This is a genomic window from Intrasporangium sp. DVR, assembly GCF_040365325.1.
Taxonomy (GTDB): Bacteria; Actinomycetota; Actinomycetes; order Actinomycetales; family Dermatophilaceae; genus Intrasporangium.
The window spans coordinates 127281-150069 of sequence record NZ_BAABZW010000006.1 but is presented as its reverse complement, the minus strand read 5'-3'; the positions used below and the strand labels follow the sequence as shown (position 1 = coordinate 150069).

19 protein-coding genes are annotated in these 22789 nt (G+C 70.3%); 11 read left to right on the top strand and 8 right to left on the bottom strand.

Going from position 1 to position 22789, the window contains the following annotated elements:
* A partial coding sequence (locus ABWV20_RS08085) for an FAD-binding protein (protein ID WP_353354407.1) occupies positions 1-1186 on the top strand: 1186 nt, incomplete at its 5' end.
* Between the two features lie 163 nt (positions 1187-1349).
* On the opposite strand, the gene ABWV20_RS08080 is transcribed toward ABWV20_RS08085, so the two are convergent.
* The 5 genes from ABWV20_RS08080 to ABWV20_RS08060 all read right to left on the bottom strand — a co-directional run bounded on the left by ABWV20_RS08080 (position 1350) and on the right by ABWV20_RS08060 (position 6512).
* Entirely contained in the window at positions 1350-2594 is a 1245-nt protein-coding gene (locus ABWV20_RS08080; protein ID WP_353354405.1) for an MFS transporter, read from the bottom strand.
* A 155-nt stretch (positions 2595-2749) separates the two neighbouring features.
* Positions 2750-3310 (bottom strand): dihydrofolate reductase family protein, encoded by a 561-nt coding sequence (locus ABWV20_RS08075; RefSeq protein WP_353354403.1) that lies wholly within the window; start codon positions 3308-3310, stop codon positions 2750-2752.
* A 21-nt stretch (positions 3311-3331) separates the two neighbouring features.
* Positions 3332-4354: a helix-turn-helix domain-containing protein gene (locus tag ABWV20_RS08070; protein WP_353354401.1), complete on the bottom strand. Its 1023-nt coding sequence runs from the start codon at positions 4352-4354 to the stop codon at positions 3332-3334.
* The gene (locus tag ABWV20_RS08065; RefSeq protein WP_353354400.1) at positions 4351-4950 is read right to left on the bottom strand and encodes a TetR/AcrR family transcriptional regulator; all 600 of its coding nucleotides are present in this window, start codon (positions 4948-4950) and stop codon (positions 4351-4353) included. Before ABWV20_RS08065 ends, ABWV20_RS08070 begins: the two co-directional genes overlap by 4 nt.
* A gap of 92 nt (positions 4951-5042) precedes the next feature.
* A complete protein-coding gene (locus ABWV20_RS08060) occupies positions 5043-6512 on the bottom strand; it encodes a hypothetical protein (protein ID WP_353354398.1) in 1470 nt (489 codons plus the stop codon).
* Positions 6513-6599: 87 nt separating this feature from the next.
* On the opposite strand from ABWV20_RS08060, the gene ABWV20_RS08055 reads away from it, so the two are divergent.
* The 5 genes from ABWV20_RS08055 (at position 6600) to ABWV20_RS08035 (ending at position 11514) form a co-directional block, all read left to right on the top strand.
* Positions 6600-7061, top strand: coding sequence for a hypothetical protein (locus tag ABWV20_RS08055; protein WP_353354397.1), 462 nt, complete (start codon positions 6600-6602; stop codon positions 7059-7061).
* 163 nt (positions 7062-7224) lie between these two features.
* Positions 7225-8472, top strand: coding sequence for an MFS transporter (locus ABWV20_RS08050; protein WP_353354396.1), 1248 nt, complete (start codon positions 7225-7227; stop codon positions 8470-8472).
* Positions 8473-8481: 9 nt separating this feature from the next.
* Positions 8482-9135, top strand: coding sequence for an MBL fold metallo-hydrolase (locus tag ABWV20_RS08045; RefSeq protein ID WP_353354395.1), 654 nt, complete (start codon positions 8482-8484; stop codon positions 9133-9135).
* A gap of 70 nt (positions 9136-9205) precedes the next feature.
* Positions 9206-9970, top strand: coding sequence for an ABC transporter ATP-binding protein (locus ABWV20_RS08040; RefSeq protein ID WP_353354394.1), 765 nt, complete (start codon positions 9206-9208; stop codon positions 9968-9970).
* Positions 9946-11514 (top strand): hypothetical protein, encoded by a 1569-nt coding sequence (locus ABWV20_RS08035; RefSeq protein WP_353354393.1) that lies wholly within the window; start codon positions 9946-9948, stop codon positions 11512-11514. The genes ABWV20_RS08040 and ABWV20_RS08035 overlap by 25 nt, the downstream gene beginning before the upstream one ends.
* Here the strand turns inward: ABWV20_RS08035 and ppgK are convergent.
* Together ppgK and map are read right to left on the bottom strand one after the other, a co-directional pair.
* Positions 11504-12274, bottom strand: a complete 771-nt coding sequence (gene ppgK / locus ABWV20_RS08030) for a polyphosphate--glucose phosphotransferase (RefSeq protein ID WP_353354391.1) — start codon at positions 12272-12274, stop codon at positions 11504-11506. The two genes, ABWV20_RS08035 and ppgK, sit on opposite strands and share 11 nt — an antisense overlap.
* Positions 12275-12344: 70 nt before the next feature.
* On the bottom strand, positions 12345-13208 hold the full coding sequence (gene map / locus ABWV20_RS08025) for a type I methionyl aminopeptidase (RefSeq protein WP_353354390.1): 864 nt from the start codon (positions 13206-13208) through the stop codon (positions 12345-12347).
* Positions 13209-13285: 77 nt separating this feature from the next.
* Here map and ABWV20_RS08020 point away from each other — a divergent pair, with 77 nt between their 5' ends.
* Positions 13286-13501: a methionine aminopeptidase gene (locus tag ABWV20_RS08020; protein WP_353354389.1), complete on the top strand. Its 216-nt coding sequence runs from the start codon at positions 13286-13288 to the stop codon at positions 13499-13501.
* Positions 13502-13515: 14 nt separating this feature from the next.
* Here the strand turns inward: ABWV20_RS08020 and panB are convergent, their stop codons facing one another.
* Positions 13516-14382: a 3-methyl-2-oxobutanoate hydroxymethyltransferase gene (gene panB / locus ABWV20_RS08015; RefSeq protein ID WP_353354388.1), complete on the bottom strand. Its 867-nt coding sequence runs from the start codon at positions 14380-14382 to the stop codon at positions 13516-13518.
* 187 nt (positions 14383-14569) lie between these two features.
* Between panB and ABWV20_RS08010 the strand changes: the two genes are divergently transcribed.
* The 4 genes from ABWV20_RS08010 to ABWV20_RS07995 all read left to right on the top strand — a co-directional run bounded on the left by ABWV20_RS08010 (position 14570) and on the right by ABWV20_RS07995 (position 22647).
* Positions 14570-16861 (top strand): immune inhibitor A domain-containing protein, encoded by a 2292-nt coding sequence (locus ABWV20_RS08010; protein WP_353354387.1) that lies wholly within the window; start codon positions 14570-14572, stop codon positions 16859-16861.
* A 118-nt stretch (positions 16862-16979) separates the two neighbouring features.
* Positions 16980-18317 carry a type I glutamate--ammonia ligase gene (gene glnA / locus ABWV20_RS08005; protein ID WP_353354385.1) on the top strand — a complete coding sequence of 446 codons (1338 nt, stop codon included), beginning with the start codon at positions 16980-16982 and terminating at the stop codon, positions 18315-18317.
* A gap of 20 nt (positions 18318-18337) precedes the next feature.
* Positions 18338-21376 carry a bifunctional [glutamine synthetase] adenylyltransferase/[glutamine synthetase]-adenylyl-L-tyrosine phosphorylase gene (locus tag ABWV20_RS08000; RefSeq protein ID WP_353354383.1) on the top strand — a complete coding sequence of 1013 codons (3039 nt, stop codon included), beginning with the start codon at positions 18338-18340 and terminating at the stop codon, positions 21374-21376.
* Complete coding sequence (locus ABWV20_RS07995; protein ID WP_353354382.1) at positions 21373-22647, top strand: MFS transporter; 1275 nt, start codon at positions 21373-21375, stop codon at positions 22645-22647. The genes ABWV20_RS08000 and ABWV20_RS07995 overlap by 4 nt, the downstream gene beginning before the upstream one ends.
* Positions 22648-22789: the final 142 nt, after the last annotated feature.

Sequence of the window (22789 nt, the reverse complement as noted above, 5' to 3'; positions counted from 1 at the left end):
ACTTCCTCGGTGCTGGCATAACTCCACCTTTCCGTGGAAACAGACCCTCCACCAGACCCGGGGCGATTCACTGACGATCCAGTGCGAGCACCGGGTCGAGGACCTGATCCTGGAGTCCGGCCAGGTCGTCGGCGTGCGCGGCAGCAATGCTGATGGTGAGTTCGAGGCCCGGGCGGAGCACGTCGTGATCGCTGCAGGCGGCCGAACCGGAGACCTGGGCAAGGTCCGCGCGAGCTGGCCCCGCGACGACTGGGGCGCTCCGCCGGAGGACCTGCTGGGCGGGGTGTGGCCACACATCGACGGGCATCTGCAGGACGTGGTCGCCGATGCCGGTGGGTCCGTCGTGCACCTCGAGAACATGTGGGTCTACGCGGCGGGCGTGGCGCACTGGGACGGAGACTTCCCTGAGCACGGGTTGGCCCTGATACCAACGAAGTCCGGGCTGTGGATGCAGGCGGACGGATCCCGCTTCGAGCCACCCCAGCTCGCCGGTTATGACACCCGTGGTGCGGTGAGCCGGGTCATGGCGACGGGGCGACCCTGGTCGTGGATGGTGCTCAACCGGGAGATCCTCGCCAAGGAGGGCGCCATCCAGGGGGCCCGCTTCAACCCCGCCTTCCGCGACCGGCGCAAGCTCCAGGTGGCTCGAGACCTGCTGCGAGGCAACGTCGCCCTCGCGGACGAGCTCATCAGCCACTGCTCGGACGTCGTCACGGCCCCGGACCTGGCGACCCTCGCCGAGCGGATGACGGCGCTCACTCCCGATACGCCGATCGACGCCAGTGCCCTCAGCCGTGACGTGGCTGCCTATGACGCCGAGATCGCGCGGGGACGTCGGTTGTTCTCCGATCCGCAGCTCGTTGCGTTGCGCAACGTCCGGGCGTTTCTCGGCGACCGGCTGCGCACGTCGGCCTTTGTGCCGATCGCCGCAGGTGACCACGGCGAGCTCGTCGCGATCCGGCTTCGCCCCGTCGCGCGCAAGACCCTGGGTGGGATCGAGACCGACGAAGGGTGCCGAGTCCTCCGTGCTGATGGGGCGGTGCTACCCGGTCTCTATGCCATCGGCGAGGCTGCCGGTTTCGGAGGCGGCGGCATGCACGGCAAGCGCACCCTGGAAGGCACACTTCTCGGAGGCTGCGTGCTGACGGGGCGCGAGCTGGCGCGATCTGTCGCCGCACTCGGGTGACCGGGCCCTGCTCTCCCTCAATTCCGCTCACGCCACCCGCAGAGTGGCCGCTCGTGCCTCCCAGCCAGTGGCACGGAGCCTGGCGCGGAGACGGCCGAAAATGGACTGCAGGCCTCACGTCCACGACGAGCAGCTGTGACACCTCCCGCGTGGCGCGCCTCCTTCACCTGCGGTTGACGGTCAGGGGGTGGTCGGTCGCGGAGGGTGCTCGCAGGGCCGGATCGACGAGGGCGAAACCGGCGAGCGCAACCAGCAGGATGAGGCCCACCAGGTAGGGCGCGGCGGGGGAGGCGGCATAGAGGATCGTTCCGAACAGCGGCGCCAGCATCATGGCCAGGGCGATGCCCGAATTCATGAGCCCGGCGACCGAGTCCTGCTCCTGCGCGGTGACCAGAAGGGTCGGCATCGACATGAACCCCGGTGCCCCGAGCCCGATTCCGGCGCCGACGACGGCGAGTCCTGCCGCGATGAGCCCCGCTGCATGGGCGACGAGGATGACCGACATTCCGGCGGCCATGACGAAGCTGCCGACCCGGATGAGGCGCGGTGGACCCCACGCGAGACGAGGCACGACCACGCCCTGAACGAGGATCATCGCCGTGGCGCCCGCGAGCATGACCAGCGCCGTCGAGCGGCCCGTCTCCTGGGGGTCGAGCCCGAGCCGGTCCTGCACCAGGAAGCCCACGGTCATCAGGACCAGGGCGAGCGAGAGGTACATGACGAAGGCAGTCACGAGGAAGGGACGGACGCGTCTGTCGCGCGGTCCCACGTGGACGGACCGTGGGCCTGCGTCGTCTCGCGCGGCCGGGGACCGCGGCATCCCACGAGCGACGACCAGCGCCACGGCCAGGAGCACGACGGGCGCGACGTAGAGAGGCGCGAGGAGGCCGAACCCGCTCAACCCACCACCGATGGCGGGACCGACCGCCATCCCGAGGCCCTGCGCGGCTGCGATCAACGAGAAGCCCCGAACCCGTTGTGCCTCACCGGACGTCGACTCGGCGACGAACGACTGTGCTGCCACCGGCGTGCCCGCCCAAGCGACGCCGAAGACGACACCGCGCGTCAGGAGGAGCAGGCCGAAGAGCGGCGCGAGGGCCAAGGCGCCGACCAGGCCGGCCTGCGCGACCGCGGCGAAGACCAGTAGCGCGACCCCCGCTGCGCCGAGTGACACGAGCAGTACGCGACGGTGTCCCCAACGACCGATGAGACGGCCCCACGCCGGGCTCGCGAGAACGATGCCCGCACCGCCGACCGTCCACACGGCTCCGAGTGCGACCTCGCTGAGACCGAGCTGCCGAGCGAGTGGCGGGAGCACCGGGTTGACCATCTGCTGGGCTGCCACGAGCCCCAGGATGGCGAGACAGACGAGTCCGATGGGTCGCCCTGGCTTGGCGTGGTGTTCCATGCGTCCAGCGTCGGGGTGTCCCGGGGGCTCTGGCTTGGACGAATGTTCGCGCGGCGCAACGCTTCCAGAGCACGCAGACACCCGGCGACATGTGTCGCCGGGTGTCCGTGCGCCTGGACCGGGTCTGCTGTTGGTGCGCAGATCCGGGGGTCGGCTCAACCGGGGTGGGGGTGGTACGTGAGCAGGACGTTGCCGGCCGATGTCGTCGTCGCGTCGGCCAGGGCCAGCCGGGTCGTCGGGTCACCCGGCTGGAAGAGCCTGCGGTAGGACCCGCCCGCGACGACGGGGTGGGTGATGAGGGTGAGCTCGTCGAGGAGCCCGGCGAGGACGAGGTCGCGCACGATGCCGATGCTCCCCTGCACCCCGATGTCCCTGCCCTGCGACTCCTTGAGCCCGCGGACGTAATCGTGCAGCTCGCCCTCGATGACGGTGGAGTTCTGCCACTCCAGCGGCCCCGTGAGGGTCGTGGAAGCGACGTGCTTCGGGACCGCGTTGATGAAGTCGGCGAACGAGTTGTCCTCCGCGGGTGCGGAGTGGGGCCAGTAGCCGGACCACTCCTTATAGGTGACGCGGCCCATCAGGGCATCGTCGATGCTGCCGATGGTCCGGTTCATGCGCTCGCCGACCTCGTCGTCGAAGCTGTCGAACTGCCACCGGTCCGGACTCTCCACGGCTCCGTCGAGGGAGTGGAAGAGTCCGGCTACGACCTTGCGCATGGTGCCTCCTGGCGTGAGTGGCTACCGAGCTCGACCGGCGGCCCGTGGGATTCCGAGCGGAACGGCGGGCCCCCTTCGGCCCGCTGACGTGACGCGACGCGACCCCGGGGACGAGGTGGCGCTGCGTGGGTGACCCTCCCCATCGTGGCGGGACCCCATGTCCGGTGTCTTGGACTTTTGTGCGCCGCGGGCCGGCTGGTCCGAGGAAACCGCTGGACCCGAGCCTCGTGGTGAGGTCCAGGACATCGGGGATCTCCAGATGGGCTCGCGCAGGAGGGACGTCGGAGTGGTCGAGGCGAGCTCGCGGAACTCACGGTTGAGATGGGGCTGGTCGGCGAACCCCGTCTCGGTCGCGACGACGGCAAGTGGCCGTCCGGCGCTGACGAGTCGCAGGGCGCGGTCGAACCTGACGACGCGTGTCGCGCGTTTCGGTGAGAGGCCCACCTGTGCACGGAACCGCCGCCAGAAGCGGGTCCGGCTCCAGCCGTAGCGATCGGCGAGCCTCGCCACGGGCACCCGCCCCCCGGTGGCGACGATGAGCCGCCAGGCATCGGCGATCTCGGGGTCGACTCGGTGCTGCTCGCGGCGCACTGCCATGAGCAGCTGGCCGACGGCAGAGAAGCGCGACTCCCAGTCGTGGCTCTCGAGGAGCTGACCCTTGAGGGACTGCGCCGGTGGACCCCAGACGTCGTCGAGGGAGAGGAAGGGGCTGTCGAGCTCGACGGGGGCGACGTCGAGGTAGGCGCCGGCAACGAGGGGCGAGAACTGGATCTCGAGGCAGTCGAGCCTCGCGGCGCAGACCTGCCCGTCCACGGGGGTCATGCCGCCGACCACGCCGCTCGGTGCCGGACCACCCGTCGACCTCATCGGCCCCGCGGTGATCGACCCTGTCGTGCAGTCGATGACGACGCCGACGGATGGTCGCGGGAGGATGCGATGGGTGAAAGCGGTGCCCGACCGTTCCCGGAAGCCGACGACATTGACCCCACCGGGGGCGATGAAGCCATCGGCGCGCGTCACCTCGAAGACGTAGGGCGAGCTCACGAGGACCCCAAGCCGCCGAGCATCGCCATGAACACCCGGTGTGCCCGCTCGAGCGCCACGTGGGGGTAGGGGTCGGCCGCCACCACGAGAGACAGCTCGGTGAGGGCTCCGTAGAGCCCTGTGGCGACGAGCTGCTCTGGCAGAGGCGAGAGCCGTCCCGCGTCCCGGAGGGCCCGGATGCCGGTCACGACGAGGCTGCCGAGGCGTTCCTCGTCGAGCTCACGCCACAGGGCCCACCCCAGGACGAGCGGGGCCTGGATGAGGACCAGCTCCCGGTAGGCGGTCTCGGTGGTGAGCTCCAGGAAGGCGCGGGCTCCGTTCGACGCCGCGTCCCAAGGGTCCGAGGCCTGACTCATCGCACGTCCCACGAGTGCCGCAGCGTCGTCCTGCAGTGCGGCCACCAGCTCCCGGAAGAGCCCCTTCTTCCCGTCGAAGTGGTGATAGAGAGCGCCGCGCGTGAGCCCAGCCGACCGGACGAGCGCCTCGGCGGACACCGCGGCGTAGCCGCCCTGGAGGAAGAGCCGGCGGCCGGACTCGAGGAGTGCCTCACGCGTGGCGGCAGCGTCGAGGTCCCGCTTGCGGGCCGGGGTGGACATGCACGAAGCGTTCACATACACGTTGTATGTGAAAGGTCGTTCGGAGAGCCCACTGCGGTCCGGGCCTTGCCGTGGAGGGCCGCTGGACTGCCTCAGAGCCAGTCGGGCGGGGCCGGCACCACGATGCCGACGACGTCGTTGGCCAGGCGAATGACGGACTCCGACCCCGCTCGCGCCGCCAGCTCGCCGCACTGCCAGCCTCGGCACCATCCGGGTAGAACGCCGCCGAGCTCTTGGCGTACTGCCATGAAGAGCGTGCTGGCCATGATCCGGCCTTCGCGGGTTTCGCGCACCGAGGGGTCTTGGTAGACCACGATCCTCGGTGCGTCGGTACCGGGGGCGTGCGCGGTGGCGGCCTCGGCAATGGATGCGTACTGCATGCGGGTGGCCTGGTGTGCGCCGATGTCGGCGCGCCAGGTCACCACTCCGCCGACTGCGAGCACCGTGAGCAGCACCGTGGCGATGCGGTGGACGTGGTGCCGGCGCCGTGCCCCGGACACCGGGTCGACGTCGTGCCGCTCGATGAGCAGGAGCGCGACAGGCAGGACCGCAAGGAGCCAGGTCCACAGCTGGCCTCGCGCCTCCGTGACGACGCCGGTCGCGAGCGTCTGCGCGGCGTCGAGGCCATAGGCGAGGACGAACGCGAGAAGGAGTCGCTGAAGGCGTGGACGGACGGTGGCGTCGCCCCAGCCGAGGGCGATCCCGACGAAGCCGACGAGCAACGTCCACCACTGGGCGGCCCACAGGGTCCCGGCCGCCTCGAACCAGCGCTCCGCGTTGACTGCGAGGGCGTCGAGCGAGGTGAGCGGGTTGGGGCGGCGCCATTTGGCGAGCTGGAGGCCGAACTGCCCGTAGTTGAACCAGTTGAGGGTGTAGGCAACACCGACGCCCAGGGCAAAAGCCCCGAGCCAGGTGGCTCCACAGAGGAGCAGCCGACGCCAGGGCGCCTCGCGCAGGTACACGACGGCGAACACGAGGAGCACGGCACCGATCGGGGGATAGGTCAGCACGGCGGAGACCTCACCGACGATGAGCCAGAGGCCGAGCCGCACGGACGAGCGCCCCGCCCAGGGCAGCAGCCACATCGCCACAGCGGCCATGAGGACTGACGGCGTCAGCGTCCCTGGCCAGTAGAGCAGCTGGACCCACACGCAGGATGCGAAGAGCGCGAGGCCGAGCAGGGCCTCGACCACGGGTCCGGTACGGAGGCCGGAGAGGCGGAGCGCCCGCCACATGCCCAGGACGAGCAGGGCATAGCCGACGGCGTAGGTGAGGGCCGCGGTCGTGGGTGTGCCGTGCTGGCCGACGACGGCCCACCACGCCCAGTTGAGCCACCGTCCCTCGCTCACGTTGTAGTAGGTCGTCGGAAGGACTCCTGACGTGTCCGGCGGCAGCAGGAAGGGCCAGTCGTCCTGACGGATGAAGGGCGTGACGGCCTGAGCGACTCCACGAGTCAGCAGGAATGCAGCGACGACGACGCCTGCAGCCAGAAGGCGGCGGGCCGGGGTGGGCGCGCGGAGAGGCAGTGGCCTGGCGGCCGTGGGCGTCATGGGCGTCGTCATGTCTGAGCACTCGAGAAGGTCGGGATGCGACGGCGATCGGTCCGCGCCCTTGGACAATAACCATTCCGACTGCGGAGTGGCCTCACCATGCGATCGGTAGTCAGGAGACTTGGCGTCGCGAGCGCGATGGCCACCTTGGCGCTCGGAGCGACGAGCGCGACTGCGTCCGGGGCGGATGACCCCGGCTTTGCCTACGACATGCCCGCTGGCGTGGCCTGCGCGGACTTCGACCTGCGCATCGAGAGTGCGGGCGGCAACACTCACACGGCGGAGTTCGTCGATCGGGACGACCGGGTCGTCCGCTCCATCACCGCGGGGAAGGGAGGAGCCCTCACCTTCACCAACCTCACCACCAGCGAGACGGTGTCCTTCCGGTCCAACGGGGCCGTGGTGCACACAAGCTACGGAGTGGACGGGTCCCAGACGGTCAGGATGAATGGCCACACGGTGCTCATCCTGTTCCCGAGTGACGTCCCAGCCGGGCCCTCGACCACGCTCTACGTCGGGCAGGTGGCCTTCACCGTCGACACCGGGGCGTCTTCACGCTGACCTCGGCCAGCGGCACAGCGACCGATATCTGCGCCGCGCTGTCCTGACGCCGTCAGCCGGCGCGACAGAACGGATGGCCGTATGCCGCTGAGCTCGCTTTCCGACACGACTGACCTTCCAGCCCGATTGGGGTCGTGTCGGACCTGCGGGTGAGAATGGCGGCGTGGTGACGACAGCTGCTCCGGCCCGGATCCAGATCCCTCGGGAGATCTGGATCCTCGTCGGCTCGGCCTTCGTCATCGCCATCGGCTACGGGCTCGTCGCGCCGGTCCTGCCCGCCTACGCCCGGTCGTTCGACGTCGGCGTCGCCGCGGCCTCCGTCATCGTCTCGGCGTTCGCCTTCTTCCGCCTCGTGTTCGCCCCGGTGGGTGGGGAGCTGGTCAGCCGGCTGGGGGAGCGGCCCGTCTACCTCACCGGTCTGGTCATCGTCGCCGTCTCGTCGTTCGCGACGGCGTTCGCGCAGTCCTACGCCCAGCTCCTGGTCTTCCGCGGGCTGGGCGGCATCGGGTCGACGATGTTCACGATCTCGGCGATGGCGCTGCTCGTGCGACTGGCCCCGCCGAGCGCCCGCGGGCGAGTCTCATCGACGTACGGCTCGGCGTTCCTCATCGGGGGGATGATCGGCCCCGTCCTCGGCGGCCTGCTCGCCGGGTGGGGCCTGCGCGCGCCGTTCATCGTCTACGGCGTGGCGCTCCTCATCGCCGCGGTCGTCGTGGCGGTCGGGCTGGGCGGTGCCCGCCTCCGGCCCGCTGACGATGGGCACGGGCGCGACGTGATGACCCTGTCTCAGGCCTGGGGGTCGCCGGTCTACCGGGCAGCGCTCGCCTCGGGAGTCGCCAACGGGTGGACGAACTTCGGGGTGCGGATGGCGGTGCTGCCGCTGCTCGCCACCGCGGTGCTCGACCGCCCCTGGGTCGCGGGGGCGACCTTGGGCATCGGCGCAGTGGGGACCGCGGCCACGCTGCAGGTCTCCGGGCGCCTGGCCGACCGGGTGGGACGCCGACCGCTCGTCATTGTCGGGCTCCTCGTCATGGGAGCCGCCATGGCGCTGCTCGGGCTGGCGCAGCACCGGTCCCTGTCGGTCGGCGCCGGGCTCGTCCTCCTCTTCGGCCTGTCCGCGATCTCCGGGGTCGGTGCCGGCCTCGTCAACCCCGCACAGCAGGCCGCGCTCGCCGACGTGGTCGGCCACGAGCGCAACGGCGGGCGCGTCCTGTCGACGTTCCAGATGGCGCAGGACGGGGGCGCCATCGTCGGGCCGATCCTCATCGGCCTCGTCGCAGACGTCCTCGGCTTCGGGGTCGCCTTCCTCATGACCGGAGTGGTGTGCCTCGTCGGCCTGGTGCCTTGGCTGACGGCCCCCGAACCGCTGACCCTGCACGCCCCCTCCACCCCGACCGAGCCGATGTCCTAGGTTGGCCGTATGCGAGTGACTCACCTGGGACACGCATGCCTCCTCGTCGAGATGGCCGACTGGCGCATCCTCATCGACCCGGGCAACTTCTCCACAGGCTTCGAGGACCTGACCGACCTCGACGCGATCCTCGTGACGCACAACCACCCGGACCACTTCGACCCGGCACCGGCGGCTCGCGTCATCCGGGCGAACCCGCGCGCCACGGTGCACACCGACCCGCTCACGGCCAGCAAGCTGGTCGCCGAGGGCCTCGCGGTCGTGCCCAGCCGGCAGGGCGACCCGTTCGCCGTCGGCGAGGTCACGGTGACCCCGGTGGGTGAGCTGCACGCGTTCAACCACGACCAGATGCCGGTCATCCCCAACGTCGGTCTGGTGCTCCGCGCCGAGGGCGAGCCGAGCCTCTTCCACCCCGGCGACGCCTACGACGCCGAGCCGGGCGAGGTCGACGTGCTCGCCCATCCGCTCAACGCGCCCTGGTGCGCCAGCCGGGACTCGATCGGTTTCGTGAGCCGCATCGCGCCGAAGACCTTCGTCCCGATCCACGACGCCCTGCTCTCGGAGCGGGGCAAGCGGATGTACTCCGGCCACATCGAGTCCTTCGCCGGAGTTGCGGGACTCACGCTGCGATACCTCGGCGACGGCGAGTCCGGCGACTTCTGATCGAGACGACACACAGGGGGAATGAGTGTCCGGACAAGCACTGGGTCTGCCGGCGCCGCACGGTGCGCCGATGCCCGGCCCCGCGATCGCACTGCGGGGACTGGGGAAGCGGTTCGGGGAGGTCATCGCCGTCAAGGGGATCGACCTCGATGTTCCGCGTGGCTCGTTCTTCGGCCTCGTCGGCCCGAACGGCGCCGGCAAGACCACGACGCTGTCGATGGCGACCGGTCTGCTGCGCCCGGATGCCGGCCACGTCTTCGTCCTCGGCCACGACGTGTGGGCCGACCCGGTCACCGCGAAGCGCCTGCTCGGGATCCTGCCCGACGGGCTACGCGTGTTCGACCGGCTGACGGGCTTGCAGCTGATCGTCTACGCCGGACTGCTGCACGGGATCTCGCGCGAGGTGGCCCGGCAGCGCGCCGAGGAGCTGCTCGACGCGCTCGGCCTCATCGAGGCACAGGGCAAGCTCGTCGTCGACTACTCCGCCGGGATGACGAAGAAGGTCACCTTGGCAACGGCGCTCGTCCACGCCCCACGCGTGCTCGTCCTCGACGAACCGTTCGAGGCGGTGGATCCCGTGTCCGCCGCGACGATCCGAGGAATCCTCGAGGACTTCGTCGCCGCGGGGGGCACCGTCGTCCTGTCCAGCCACGTCATGGATCTCGTGGAGCGGATCTGCACCCATGTCGCCGTCATCTCCGAGGGCCAGGTCCTCACGCAGGGCACGCTCGACGAGGTCCGGGCCGGCGGCAGCCTCGAGGACCGCTTCGTCGACCTCGTCGGTGGATCCACCGAGGTGGAGGGGCTCGCGTGGTTGCGCACCTCGTCCGACTGAAGCTCGACCTGCTCCGGAACACCTTGCGGCGGAGCCGGGCCCAGGCGATCGGGATGGTTCTCGGGGTGCTCTACGGCGCGTTCCTCGTCGTGGCCCTGGCGGTGACGGTGGCGGCGCTGCGCGGTGAACCCGAGTCGGCCCGCTTCGTCGTCGTCATCGGGGGCGCAGTCGGCACCATCCTGTGGGTCCTCGTGCCCGTGCTGGCGTTCGGCTCCGACCCGACGCTGGACGCCGCTCGCTTCGCCACCTACTCCGTGCCACCGCGGCAGCTTGCCGTCGGCCTCCTCCTCGGCGCCCTCGTCGGGTTGCCCGCCATCGCGTCGATGATCATCGGGGTGGGGGTGGTGATCGCGTTCTCGCAGACGGTGTGGTCCACCGTCACGGCCCTCGTCGCGGTGCCCGTCGGGCTGCTGACCGCGGTCGCCCTCAGCCGATGGGTGACAGCACTGGCCACCGACGCGGTGTCGAGCCGTCGGGGGAGAGACGTCACGACCATGGTCGGCTTCCTGCTCCTGGCGGTCGGTGTTCCGGCGCTCTCCATGGTCGGTGAGGCCGCCGGGGATCTCGAGGACCGCGCGAGGACGGCCGGGGACCTGCTCGCGTGGACGCCCTTGGGGTGGGCGTGGGCCGCGCCGGGAGACGTCGCCGCCGGTGCCGTCTCTGTCGGCGTCCTCCGCCTCCTGCTCGCCACCACTGGCCTGGTCGCCGTAACGGCACTGTGGGACAGGGCCGTTCGTCGACAGGTCGAGTCGCCCCGCGGGGTCGCTCGGGCCGTCTCGAAGAGCGCCGGTCCCGGTGACCTCGGCCTGTTCGGCTCGGTCCCCGACAACCCGACCTGGGCGGTGGCGGCGCGCGTTCTGACGTACTGGGCCCGGGACCCGCGCTACCAGGTCTCGATGCTCCTCAGCCCGGTGGCACCCCTCGCGCTGCTCGTCCCCCACTACTCCGCGGGCCTGGTGTGGGTGCCGCTCCTCATGGGGCCCCTTGCGGCCTTCCTCACGAGCTGGAGCGAGCACAACGCCACGGCCTACGACTCGACGGCCTTCTGGATGCACGTCGCCTCGCCCGTCCCGGGGCGTGCCGACCGGCTCGGCCGACTGGTGCCCAACGTCGTCCTGGCGTTGCCGCTCGTCGCGGTGTACTCGGTCGTCGGCTCGTGGATCACCGGCCGCTGGGACCTGCTGCCCGCCTCGGTAGGACTCTCCCTGGCGCTCCTGGGCGCCGGCTACGCCATCTCGTCGACCTTGAGCATCGTGCTTCCCTACCCGGTGCCGAAGCCCGGCGAGAGCCCCTTCCAGACACCGCCGGGTGCGGTCGGCATGACGATGCTGTCGCAGACGGTGTCGAGCGTCGCCACCCTCGTCCTGGCGGCGCCGGTCCTCGTGCTCGGGGTGCTCGCCTGGTTCGGGAGTGGCTGGGCGGTCCTGCCGGCGCTGGCCATGGGGCTGACGTCGGGAGTCGCGCTGCTGTGGTTCGGCGTACGACTCAGTGCGGTGGTCTACGAGCGGCGTGCGGCTGACCTGCTCCTGCGCCTCAGCGAGTGACCGCAGCGAGGTCGGCAGCGAGACGGGCAGCACCGATGATCCCCGCCTTGTTGCGCAGCACTGCCGGGACGATCGGCGCCCGGAGCCGCAGCTTGGGCAGGAACATGTCGGAGTCCCTCGACACCCCGCCACCGACGACGATGAGGTCGGGGGAGAAGAGCATCTCGATCGTCTCGTAGTAGCGCTGGAGACGCTCGATCCACTCGTCCCAGCTCAGCCCCTCGTTCTCCTTGACCGACGAGGCGGCCCGGTCCTCGGCGTCGTGTCCGTCGATCTCGAGATGCCCGAGCTCGGAGTTGGGGATGAGCTTGCCGTCGTAGATGAGGGCGGTCCCGATGCCGGTGCCGAGCGTCGTCAGGATGACGAGGCCCTTCTCGCCCTTGGCCGCGCCGTAGTGCAGCTCGGCGAGGCCGGCGGCGTCGGCGTCGTTGAGCACCGTCACCGAGCGGCCCGTGTGCTCCTTGATCAACGCCGCTGCATCGGTGTTCACCCACGACGGGTCGATGTTGGCGGCGGACAGGACCGTGCCCCGGATGACCACGGCAGGCACCGTGACGCCGATGGGCGAGTCACCGGTGACGTCGGCGAACGCGTCGACGATGACATCGACCACGCGGGCCACGGCGTCAGGGGTGGCGGGCTGCGGTGTGTCGATCCGCAGGCGCTTCTGCAGCAAGGTGCCGGTGTCGAGGTCGACGGGGGCGCCCTTGATGCCGCTGCCCCCGATGTCGATCCCCAGCGGGTTGCCGTTCTTCGCCATGTCTGTCGCTTTCTTGCCGGGATCTGGTTGACGTGCCGGGTGGGTGGAGAACCGTGGCCACGAAAGGACCTCAGGGCAACGTGAGGATCTCGTTGCCGTCCTCGGTGATGACGATCGTGTGCTCGAACTGCGCGGACCGCCGCCGGTCACGTGTCACGACCGTCCACTTGTCGTCCCACATCTCCCACTCGGGGGTGCCGAGGTTGAGCATGGGCTCGATGGTGAAGGTCATGCCCGGTTCGATCAGGGTGTTGTACTGCGGAGCCGCATCGTAGTGCGGGACGATGAGGCCGGAGTGGAACTCGAGGCCGATGCCGTGGCCGGTGAAGTCGCGGACCACGCCATAGCCGAAGCGCCTCGCATAGCTCTCGATGACCCGTCCGATGACGTTGATCTCGCGCCCGGGCCGAGCGGCCCGGATCCCGCGCATCATCGCCTCTCGCGTGCGCTCGACGAGCAACCGCGACTCATCGTCGACCTCACCGACGAGGTAGGTCGCATCCGTGTCGCCGTGGACGCCGTGAACGTAGGCCGTGACGTCGATGTTGACGATGTCCCCGTCCTCGAGCTGACGGGTGTCGGGGATGCCGTGACAGATGACCTCGTTGACGCTTGTGCAGATGGACTTCGGGAACGCCTTGTAGCCGAGCGGCGAGGGGTAGGCGCCGTGGTCGAGCATGAACTCGTGCGCCACCGCGTCGAGCTCGTCGGTGGTCACGCCGGGGGCGATCCGCTCCGCCGCGGCGGCCATCGCCTGCGCCGCGACTCGCCCCGCGACACGCATCTTCTCGATGGTCTCGGCATCCTTGACGTGAATGTCCCCGTCCTCGCGAGGGTGGGCCACGTCGACGTAGTGAGGACGTTCGATGGAGGTGGGTACGGGACGTCGCGGAGTCACCTGGTGCGGTGCGACGCGTGAGCTGGCCAACGGCATACGGTGGAGTCTAGGTCGTTCGCGCACGCGCTCTGGGATGGGCGTTCGCTGGGCGAACACGTCGAAGGGAGAGCGGGATGAGCTTCTGGTACAACGTCGACACCGGTCAGGTCGAGACGGACGAGAACCGCAGCAGGGGTGCCCAGGTCATGGGTCCCTACGACACCGAGGTCGAGGCCCGTGAGGCACTCGAGCACGCCCGGGAGCGGACCGAGAAGTGGGACGCGGAGGACCGTGAGTGGGAGCACCGCAACGAGGCACCGGGGTGGGACGACGAGAAGCTCGACGGCTGACGTCCCCGCTCGAGTCACTCCTCGAAGGAGTGCTCCGGAGCCGGGAACGCACCTGACTCCACGTCGGCTGCGTAGGACTGTGCGGCCTCGGTGAGAATGCCGCGCAGGTCGGCGTACTTCTTGACGAAGCGGGGCGCCTTGCCCGCGCGCAGGCCGGCGAAGTCGCTCCAGACGAGCACCTGGGCGTCGGTCCCGGACCCCGCGCCGATGCCGATCGTGGGGATGCTCAGCACCTCGGTGACGCGGGCAGCGACCGGTGCGGGCACCATCTCGAGGACGATGGCGAAGGCGCCCGCCTCCTCGAGCGCGCGCGCCTCATCCACGAGGGCATCGGCTGCGTCGCCGCGGCCCTGGACCCGGTAGCCGCCCAGCTGGTGTTCGCTCTGCGGCGTGAACCCGACGTGAGCCATGACCGGGATGCCCGCGGTGGTCAGGAGCTGAACGAGAGGCGCCATGGCACTGCCGCCCTCGAGCTTGACCGCGTGGGCCAGGCCTTCCTTCATGAAACGAACGGCGGTGTCGAACCCCTGCTGGAGCGAGCCGCCGTAGGACCCGAAGGGCAGGTCGGCCACCACGAGCGCGCGACGGGTGTTCCTGCTGACGGACCGGACGAGAGGAAGCAGCTCGTCCACCGTCACGGGGACCGTGGTCTCGTAGCCAAGGACGTTGTTGCCGGCCGAGTCGCCGACGAGCAGCGCTGGCAGGCCGGCCTCGTCGAAGATCTGCGCCGAGTACATGTCGTACGCCGTGAGCATCGCCCACTTGCGGCCCTCCGCCTTGAGCGCCTGCAGGTGCGGGATGCGCACCCTGCGCACCGGTGCGGCTGCTGCCTGCCCCGAGCCGTAGGGATTGGGCTGCTCGGCAGGCACCGCGTCGGTCATGTGCCCGAGCATAGCGACGGCCGCGACCGCTCACGGGGCGTGGACCGGAGACGTTCGCCGCTGCCTCGACCACGACGCCAGAGGCCCGTTTCGTAAATAGTTGGTCAGTAACGCCCCATTCGACCGGAGTGAGTGATCCAATGGCCCGCGGCGCCAATCCGGCGCTGGAACACAGGAGGACACCACTTTGAACAAGCGTCAATGGAGCGCTGTCTCAGGGCTGGCCGTCGGGGCGCTCGTCGCCACGGGCCTCGCCGTGCCGGGACAGGCTCAGGCCACGCCCCAGGCGGGCTCGGTCATCAGCAGCGACCCTGCCGAGGCCCACGCCTCCCGTCCGGACAACCTGCCCAACCCCCTCGCCGAGGCTGCCGCCGACCGCCGCAAGGACGCGGTGGACAAGCTCGTCAGGGGACAGGCCACGACCACGACGATCAAGGGCAACCGCGTCATCGAGGTCAAGGGCAAGGACGGCAAGTCCAAGTACATCGACTACCCCGTGAACCGTGAGGAGTCGGTCTTCACGATCCTTGCCGAGTTCGGCGACCAGATCAACGTGAACACCGGCGGCACCCCCGGTCCCGTGCGCAACCAGATCCCCGAGCCGGACCGGAACTGGGACGGCAACGCGACCGACGACAACTCGACCTACTGGATCAAGGACTTCAACCGCGCCCACTACCTGGAGCTGATGTTCGGGGACGGCGAGTCCTTCAAGGACTTCTACCTCAAGCAGTCCAACGGCCGCTTCCTCGCCAAGGGCGACGTCTCCGACTGGGTCAAGCTGCCCTACAACGAGGCCCGCTACGGCTCCAACAAATACTCCTCCTCGTCGACGTACTGGCCGTTCGTCAAGGACACGGCGAAGGCGTGGTACGACGCCCAGGTCGCCGCGGGCAAGTCGCTCGATGAGATCAAGGGCTACCTGGCGCAGTTCGACAAGGTCGACCGCTACGACTACGACGGCGACGGCAACTTCCTCGAGCCCGACGGCTACATCGACCACTTCCAGGCGATCCACGCCGGTGAGGGCGAAGAGGCCGGCGGCGGCGCCCAGGGCGAGGATGCCATCTGGTCGCACCGCTGGTACGCCTACTCCACCACCTTCGGAACGGCCGGGCCCGAGATCAACAAGGCCGGCGGCGTCCCGATCGGTGACACCGGCATCTGGATCGGCGACTACACCACGGAGCCGGAGAACGGCGGCCTCGGCGTCTTCGCCCACGAGTTCGGCCACGACCTCGGCCTGCCGGACCTCTACGACACCGCCGGCGGCGACAACAGCACCGGCTTCTGGTCGTTGATGAGCAGCGGCTCCTGGCTGAACCGCGGCGGCGACTCCATCGGCACGACGCCCGGCTACATGGGTGCCTGGGAGAAGCTCCAGCTGGGCTGGCTGGACTACAAGGTCGTGCCGTTCGGCCAGGACAGCACGGTGAAGCTCGGCGCGGCCGACCGCGCCAGCAGGACCAACCACCAGGCTCTCCTGGTCACGCTTCCCGAGCGCACGGTGACCACTGTCCGCAACACGCCCCACTCGGGCTCTGCCGAATGGTGGAGCGGGTTCGGCGATGACATGACATCCACCCTGTCGCGCTCGGTCGACCTGACGTCCGCGACGTCCGGCTCGGTGAGTGCCTACGTCCAGGGCGGGCTCGAGGTCGACTACGACTACCTCTACGGCGAGGTCTCGGACGACAACGGCGCCACGTGGACGCAGGTCGGTTCCCCGATCGACGGGTCCTTCCCGTGGACCGAGAAGAGCTGGGACCTGTCGTCGTACGCCGGCAAGAACGTCCAGTTCCGGTTCCGGGTCACCACCGATGGCGGCGTCGCCAGCGAGGCCTACCTCGACGACATCGCCGTGACCGTCGACGGTGCGACGACCGTGGACGACGTGGAGAGCGGCGCCGGCTCGTGGACGGCCAAGGGCTTCTCGATCATCAGCGGGACGACCTCCCGCCAGGTGCGGGACATGTACCTGGCGGAGAACCGGGTCTACAGCGGCTACGACAGCACGCTCAAGACCGGGCCGTACAACTTCGGCTTCACCAACACGCGTCCGGACTGGGTGGAGCGGTTCCCGTTCCAGAACGGCATGCTGGTGTGGTTCGCCAACGGTGAGTACGACGACAACAACACGAAGACGCACCCCGGGGGTGGCGAGGTCCTGCCCGTCGACGCACGTCCCACTCCGATCGTGTTCGAGGGCAAGTACCTGCTCGCGAACCGTCGGCAGCCCTTCGACGCCACGTTCGGCCTGGAGACCACCGATGCCGTGACGTTCCACCGCAGGGGTGTCCCGGCAGAGGTTCCCGCACAGCCGGCGATCCCGACCTTCGACGACTCTGTCGCCGACCGGTACTGGGACGCCACGAACCCGTGGGGATCGACGAAGGTCGCCGGCTCGGGCACGCGGATGACTGTCGTCAAGTCCGAGGAGGGCGGCAACGTCCTCCAGGTGAAGGTCACGTTCGAGTGATCTGAGCCCAGCGGCATACGGCGGAGTCGGAGGGCCCCCGGGAGCGATCCCGGGGGCCCTTCACATCTCGGCCGGTGTCCTTAACACCCGTGAAACAGGCATGCGGCAGGATCGACACATGAACCGTCAGGAAGAGTTCGTGCTGCGCACCATCGAGGAGCGCGACATCCGCTTCGTCAGGCTCTGGTTCACCGACGTGCTCGGCACCCTGAAGTCCGTCGCCGTCGCCCCGGCCGAGCTCGAAGGCGCCTTCTCCGAGGGCATCGGCTTCGACGGCTCGGCGATCGAGGGCTTCGCGCGGATCTACGAGGCTGACATGCTCGCCAAGCCGGACCCGGCGACCTTCCAGATCCTGCCGTGGCGCGGCGACCCGCCCGGCACGGCGCGGATGTTCTGCGACCTGCAGATGCCGGACGGCTCGCCGAGCTTCGCCGACCCGAGGCACGTCCTCCAGCGCGCCCTCGACAAGGCCGCCGACCTCGGGTTCACGTTCTACACGCACCCCGAGATCGAGTTCTTCCTCCTCGAGCAGGGCCGCGGCCCCGACGGTCGACCGGTGCCCGTCGACGACGCCGGGTACTTCGACCACGTCGCCCACGGCACGGGGCACGACTTCCGACGCGCCGCGATCACCATGCTCGAGAACATGGGTATCTCCGTCGAGTTCAGCCACCACGAGGGCGCGCCCGGGCAGAACGAGATCGACCTGCGCTACGCCGACGCCCTGAGCACCGCCGACAACATCATGACCTTCCGCACGGTCGTCAAGGAGGTGGCCCTCTCCCAGGGCATCTACGCCACCTTCATGCCCAAGCCGTTCGCCGAGCACCCCGGGTCGGGAATGCACACCCACCTGTCCCTCTTCGAGGGTGACTCCAACGCCTTCTACGAGGCCGGTGCGCCCTACCAGCTGAGCAAGATCGCGCGGCAGTTCATCGCCGGTCTCATCATCCACGGCGCGGAGATCACCGCCGTGACGAACCAGTGGGTCAACTCCTACAAACGCCTGTGGGGTGGGGGAGAGGCGCCGGCCCACCTGACCTGGGGTCACAACAACCGGTCCGCGCTCGTCCGGGTGCCGATGCACAAGCCGAACAAGGGCCAGTCGACCCGCATCGAGGTCCGGTCGATCGACGCGGCGTGCAACCCGTACCTCGCCTACGCGGTGCTCCTCGGGGCGGGTCTCAAGGGCATCGAGGAGGGCTATGAGCTGCCCCCCGAGTCCGAGGACGACGTGTGGCGCCTGACCGACGCGGAGCGTCGCGCCATGGGCATCAAGACGCTGCCCGAGTCGCTCGGGTCGGCTATCGAGCAGATGCAGCAGAGCGAGCTGGTCGCCGAGGTGCTCGGCGAGCACGTCTTCGACTTCTTCCTCCGCAACAAGCGGCAGGAGTGGCTCGACTACCGCCACGACGTGTCGCGCTTCGAGCTCGACCGCTACCTGCCCCGGCTCTGAGCGCCGGCGGCGGAGACCGGATGACCTCGCGCACGACGACGACGGCCGGGACGCTGGCTCGCCTCGGGTTCGCCCAGCCGGACCGGGCGATCAGCCATCTGGCCGACCCCGCGCTGTCCGTCGTCGCTGCCGGAGACGGGGCCCACGGGCTCCCCGACGACCTGCTGCAGGCCATCGGAGACACGGCCGACCCCGACCAGGCCCTGCTCGGCCTCGTCCGCGTCCTCGAGTCCTTGGCGCGCCTGGCCGACGCTTCGGCCGTCCAGGCGCTGGCGGACGAGCTGCGCACCGAGGGACCCGGACGGGCCCGCGTCCTCGGCGTCCTCGGTGCCTCGAGCGCGCTCGTCGACGAGCTCGTGCGGCACCCGGGCCACTGGGTCGACGCAGCCCGAGCCCAGCGGCATACGGCTGACGAAGTACGTGCCGAGCTCGTCGCAGCGGTCACCACGGAGCGCGGCAGCCGGACCGCCCTCGACGCCCTGCGCATCAGCTACCGCCGCGGTCTGCTGCGGATCGCAGCGCGGGACATCACCTGCCCCGACCCCGTTGCCGAGATGCCGGCGATCGGAGAGGCGCTCGCCGAGCTCGCCGAGGCGGCCCTCGAGGCGGCGCTCGTCATCGCTCGGGAGGAGTACGGCGACGGGCACGAGCAGTGCCGGCTCGCCATCATCGGCATGGGCAAGACCGGTGGGGGAGAGCTCAACTACGTCAGCGACGTCGACGTCATCTTCGTCGCCGAGCCGGCTGACGGGGTCGACGAGGACACCGCCCTGCGCATCGGGACCGCCCTGGCGAGCGCCACCATGCAGGCCTGCTCCAAGCCGACCCCCGAAGGGTCCCTGTGGCCGGTCGACGCGGCGCTGCGGCCCGAGGGGAAGCAGGGCCCCCTGGTGCGGACGATCCGCAGCCACAAGGCGTACTACGAGCGGTGGGCCAAGACGTGGGAGTTCCAGGCCCTGCTCAAGGCCTGGGTCTCCGCCGGCGACCGCGAGATCGGCCTGCGCTACAAGCAGGAGATCTCGCCCCTCGTGTGGGAGGCCGCGAGCCGCCCCAACTTCGTCGAGGACGTCCAGGCGATGCGGCGCCGCGTCGAGCAGCACGTGCCGGCAAACGAGGCCGCCCGCCAGCTCAAGCTCGGACCGGGCGGCCTGCGCGACGTCGAGTTCAGTGTGCAGCTGCTGCAGCTCGTCCACGGGCGCACCGACGAGTCGCTGCGCTCGGCGACCACCCTCGAGGCGCTGTCCTCCCTGGCGAAGGGCGGCTACGTCGCACGCGACGACGCCGCGACCCTCGACCACGCCTACCGACACCTGCGCTGCCTTGAGCACCGCATCCAGCTGCACCGGCTGCGCCGCACCCACCTGATGCCCGACAACCCGGCGGACCTGCGTCGACTGGGCCGGGCGATGGGCCATCGCACCCGCCCCGACGAAGCCGTCATCGCGGACCGGCAGGCGGTCGCGCGCGAGGTCCGACGCATTCACGAGCGACTCTTCTACCGCCCGCTCCTCGCCGCCGCGGCCCGGCTCACGCCCGACGAGGTGGGACTCTCCGCCGAGGCTGCTCGTGAGCGTCTCCTCGCGCTCGGCTTCCGCGACCCGGCCGGCGCCCTGCGTCACCTCGAGGCGCTCACCTCCGGGGTGAGCCGGCGGGCGGCGATCCAGCGGACCCTGTTGCCCGTCATGCTCGGGTGGTTCGCCGACGAGGCCGACCCGGACGCCGGCCTGCTCTCCTTCCGCCGGGTCTCCGACGAGCTCGGATCGACCCACTGGTACCTCAAGATGCTCCGCGACGAGGGGCGGGCCGCCGACCGCCTCGCGCACAGTCTGGCGCGGAGCCGCTACGCGGCCGACCTGCTCATCCGGTCGCCGGAGAGCGTCGCGATCCTCGGCGACCCCCACGGCCTCGTGCCGCGCTCGCGGGAGGCCCTCACCGCCACGATGCGGGCCGCGGCCGGCCGGCGCGACAGCGGCGCCGACGCGATCACCGCGGTCCGGGCCATCAGAGGCAACGAGATGCTGCGCGTCGTGCTCGCCGACCTGAGCGGCGAGCTCGACGTGCGCCAGGTCGGCGCGGCCCTGACCGACATCACGGCCGCCGCGCTCGTCGTCTCGCTCGAGGCGGCCACGGCCGAGGTCGAACGGCGCGAAGGCGTGCCGCTCGGCGGGGACCTGCTCGTCGTCGGCATGGGAAGCCTGGGCGGCGGTGAGATGGGCTACGCGTCCGATGCCGACGTCATGTTCGTCCATCGGCCCCACGAGGAGCAGGGCGAGAGCGACGAGGCCGCGGTGCAGGCCCGAGCGGCCCTCGTCGTCCAGGAGCTGAAGAAGCTGCTCACGGCGGGCGCCGCGGAGCCACCGCTCCCGCTCGACGCGGACCTGCGCCCCGAAGGCAAGAACGGTCCTCTCGTGCGCAGCCTCAGCTCCTACCGCACGTACTACGAGCGGTGGGCCCTGACCTGGGAGTTCCAGGCGCTGCTGCGCGCCACACCCGTGGCCGGCCCCGCCGACCTCGCCGAGGAGTTCCTCGACCTGGTCAACCCGCTTCGCTGGCCCGCAGGCGGTCTCGACGACCGCGGCGTGCGCGAGATCCGCCTGCTCAAGGCACGCGTCGAGTCCGAACGGCTGCCCCGCGGAGCGGACCCGGGCACCCACATCAAGCTCGGTCGCGGGGGCCTGACCGACGTCGAGTGGACCGTCCAGCTTCTGCAGCTCATGCACGCCCACGAGCGGCCCAGCCTCCGGGTCACCGGCACCCTGCCGGCCCTCGACGCCCTCGAGGCGGAAGGGCTCGTCGGCGCGTCCGATGCGGCTGCGCTGCGGGAAGCGTGGTTCCTCGCCGCTCGGCTGCGCAACGCGGGAGTGCTGTGGCGGGGACGTCCGGTCGACAGCGTGCCGATGGACCTGCGGGACGCCGACGGGATGGGCCGGATCATCGGTCGACCGGCCGGGGACGGGGCAGGACTGGTCGAGGTGTGGCGCCGAGTGGCGCGTCGGGCGCGCCAGGCGGCCGGTTTCAACTTTTACGACTCCCCACCTCGGGGTAGCGTCGTGCCGTGAAGCAGCGCAGGGGAGCTCAGGGCCGCGTCATCTCCTACGCGGAACTTCTGCGAGTCCCGAGCTACCTGCCGATCTTCCTGGCCAACGCCCTGTCGATGTGGGGCGACTACGTCGCTCGGGTGACGATCGCCGCCGTGGTCTACGACCGGACCGACTCGCCCTTGGCGACCGCGACGACGCTGGCCATCAGCTTCGTGCCCACGTTCCTCGGGCGCAGCCTGCTCGGCCCCTTCGTCGACCGCTTCCGCTACAAGCACGTTCTCGTCCTCAGCCATGTCGCTCGCGCTGTCTGCGTGCTCGTCCTGCTCTGGCTCGTCACCACCGCGGCGCCACTAGTGTGGATCTTCGCGTCGCTCTTCGTGCTCGAGCTCATCGGTGGGGCCGCCAGTGCCTCCAACCTCGTGCTCATCACCGACCTCTTCGAGCACGACCGACCGCTCTACGCGCGGGCTGTCGCACTGAGTGCCATGTCCGAGCAGGTCAACCAGGCGCTCGGGCTCGCCCTCGGTGGCGGGCTCGTCGCGCTCGTCGGGCCACGGGTCGGCCTGCTCATCGACCTCGGCACCTTCCTCGTGGCCGCGGTCGTCATCCTCGTCGTCGTCCAGCTTCGTCCGGTGCGGGGCGACCGCGGCAAGGGGGTGCGTGGGTTCATCCGCGACCTCGGAGCCGCCATCGGGGACCTGGCCGGGCACACGGTCCTCGCCCGGCTGATGGCGCTCAGCGCCGTGGCGACCCTGGGCATCGCGGCACCCGAAGCCCTGGCCATCCCCATCGCCGGCGACAACGGCTGGGGCGGCGTGCTCATGGCCACGCCCATCGTCGGCGCCGTGGTCGGCATCATCGTGATCGGGCGCCTCGACGTCCACCGCCAGAACGCCTCGATCGTGCCGCTGGCCCTCGCCATGCCGGTTCCGCTCCTGGCCACCGCACTGCACCCGCCGCTCCCCGTCCTCGGGGCGCTCTTCTTCGTCAGCGGGTTCCTCCAGGCGTTCATGGTCCCCCTGCAGGCGACGTTCGCGCTGGCCACCGCTCCGGAGATGCGCGGGCGGATCTTCAGCCTCGCCGGGTCCATCTCGGTCGGGGCAGCGGGCGCGAGCTATCTCGGTGCCGGCTGGATCGGGCAGCACACCACCCCCTATCTCGGTGTCGCGATCTGCGCGGCCGTCTGCCTGGGCCTGCTCGCCGCGCTCGGGATGAGCTGGCCGCACCAGCACGTCAGCGCCACCGTCGAGCGCGCCTACGCCCCGTCGCGTCCCACCCGCGCCGCCTGAGCCGCGCCGACTGAGCCGACCGAGCCGACCGAGCCGACCGAGCCGACTGAGACCGTATGCCGCTGAGCGGGCGAGCGCTCGCCGCTGCCGTCGCGCTCGGGACGGGTCCGGAGCGACCCGCCGGGAGGAGGCGGGAGAGGGC

Bases quoted from the DNA above. Each gene is read 5' to 3' on its own strand.
- ABWV20_RS08080 (WP_353354405.1), bottom strand. From the start codon at position 2,594: ATGGAACACCACGCCAAGCCAGGGCGACCCATCGGACTCGTCTGTCTC.
- ABWV20_RS08075 (WP_353354403.1), bottom strand. From the start codon at position 3,310: ATGCGCAAGGTCGTAGCCGGACTCTTCCACTCCCTCGACGGAGCCGTG.
- ABWV20_RS08065 (WP_353354400.1), bottom strand. From the start codon at position 4,950: ATGTCCACCCCGGCCCGCAAGCGGGACCTCGACGCTGCCGCCACGCGT.
- ABWV20_RS08060 (WP_353354398.1), bottom strand. From the start codon at position 6,512: ATGACGACGCCCATGACGCCCACGGCCGCCAGGCCACTGCCTCTCCGC.
- ABWV20_RS08055 (WP_353354397.1), top strand. From the start codon at position 6,600: ATGCGATCGGTAGTCAGGAGACTTGGCGTCGCGAGCGCGATGGCCACC.
- ABWV20_RS08045 (WP_353354395.1), top strand. From the start codon at position 8,482: ATGCGAGTGACTCACCTGGGACACGCATGCCTCCTCGTCGAGATGGCC.
- ABWV20_RS08040 (WP_353354394.1), top strand. From the start codon at position 9,206: ATGCCCGGCCCCGCGATCGCACTGCGGGGACTGGGGAAGCGGTTCGGG.
- ppgK (WP_353354391.1), bottom strand. From the start codon at position 12,274: ATGGCGAAGAACGGCAACCCGCTGGGGATCGACATCGGGGGCAGCGGC.
- map (WP_353354390.1), bottom strand. From the start codon at position 13,208: ATGCCGTTGGCCAGCTCACGCGTCGCACCGCACCAGGTGACTCCGCGA.
- ABWV20_RS08020 (WP_353354389.1), top strand. From the start codon at position 13,286: ATGAGCTTCTGGTACAACGTCGACACCGGTCAGGTCGAGACGGACGAG.
- panB (WP_353354388.1), bottom strand. From the start codon at position 14,382: ATGACCGACGCGGTGCCTGCCGAGCAGCCCAATCCCTACGGCTCGGGG.
- glnA (WP_353354385.1), top strand. From the start codon at position 16,980: ATGAACCGTCAGGAAGAGTTCGTGCTGCGCACCATCGAGGAGCGCGAC.
- ABWV20_RS08000 (WP_353354383.1), top strand. From the start codon at position 18,338: ATGACCTCGCGCACGACGACGACGGCCGGGACGCTGGCTCGCCTCGGG.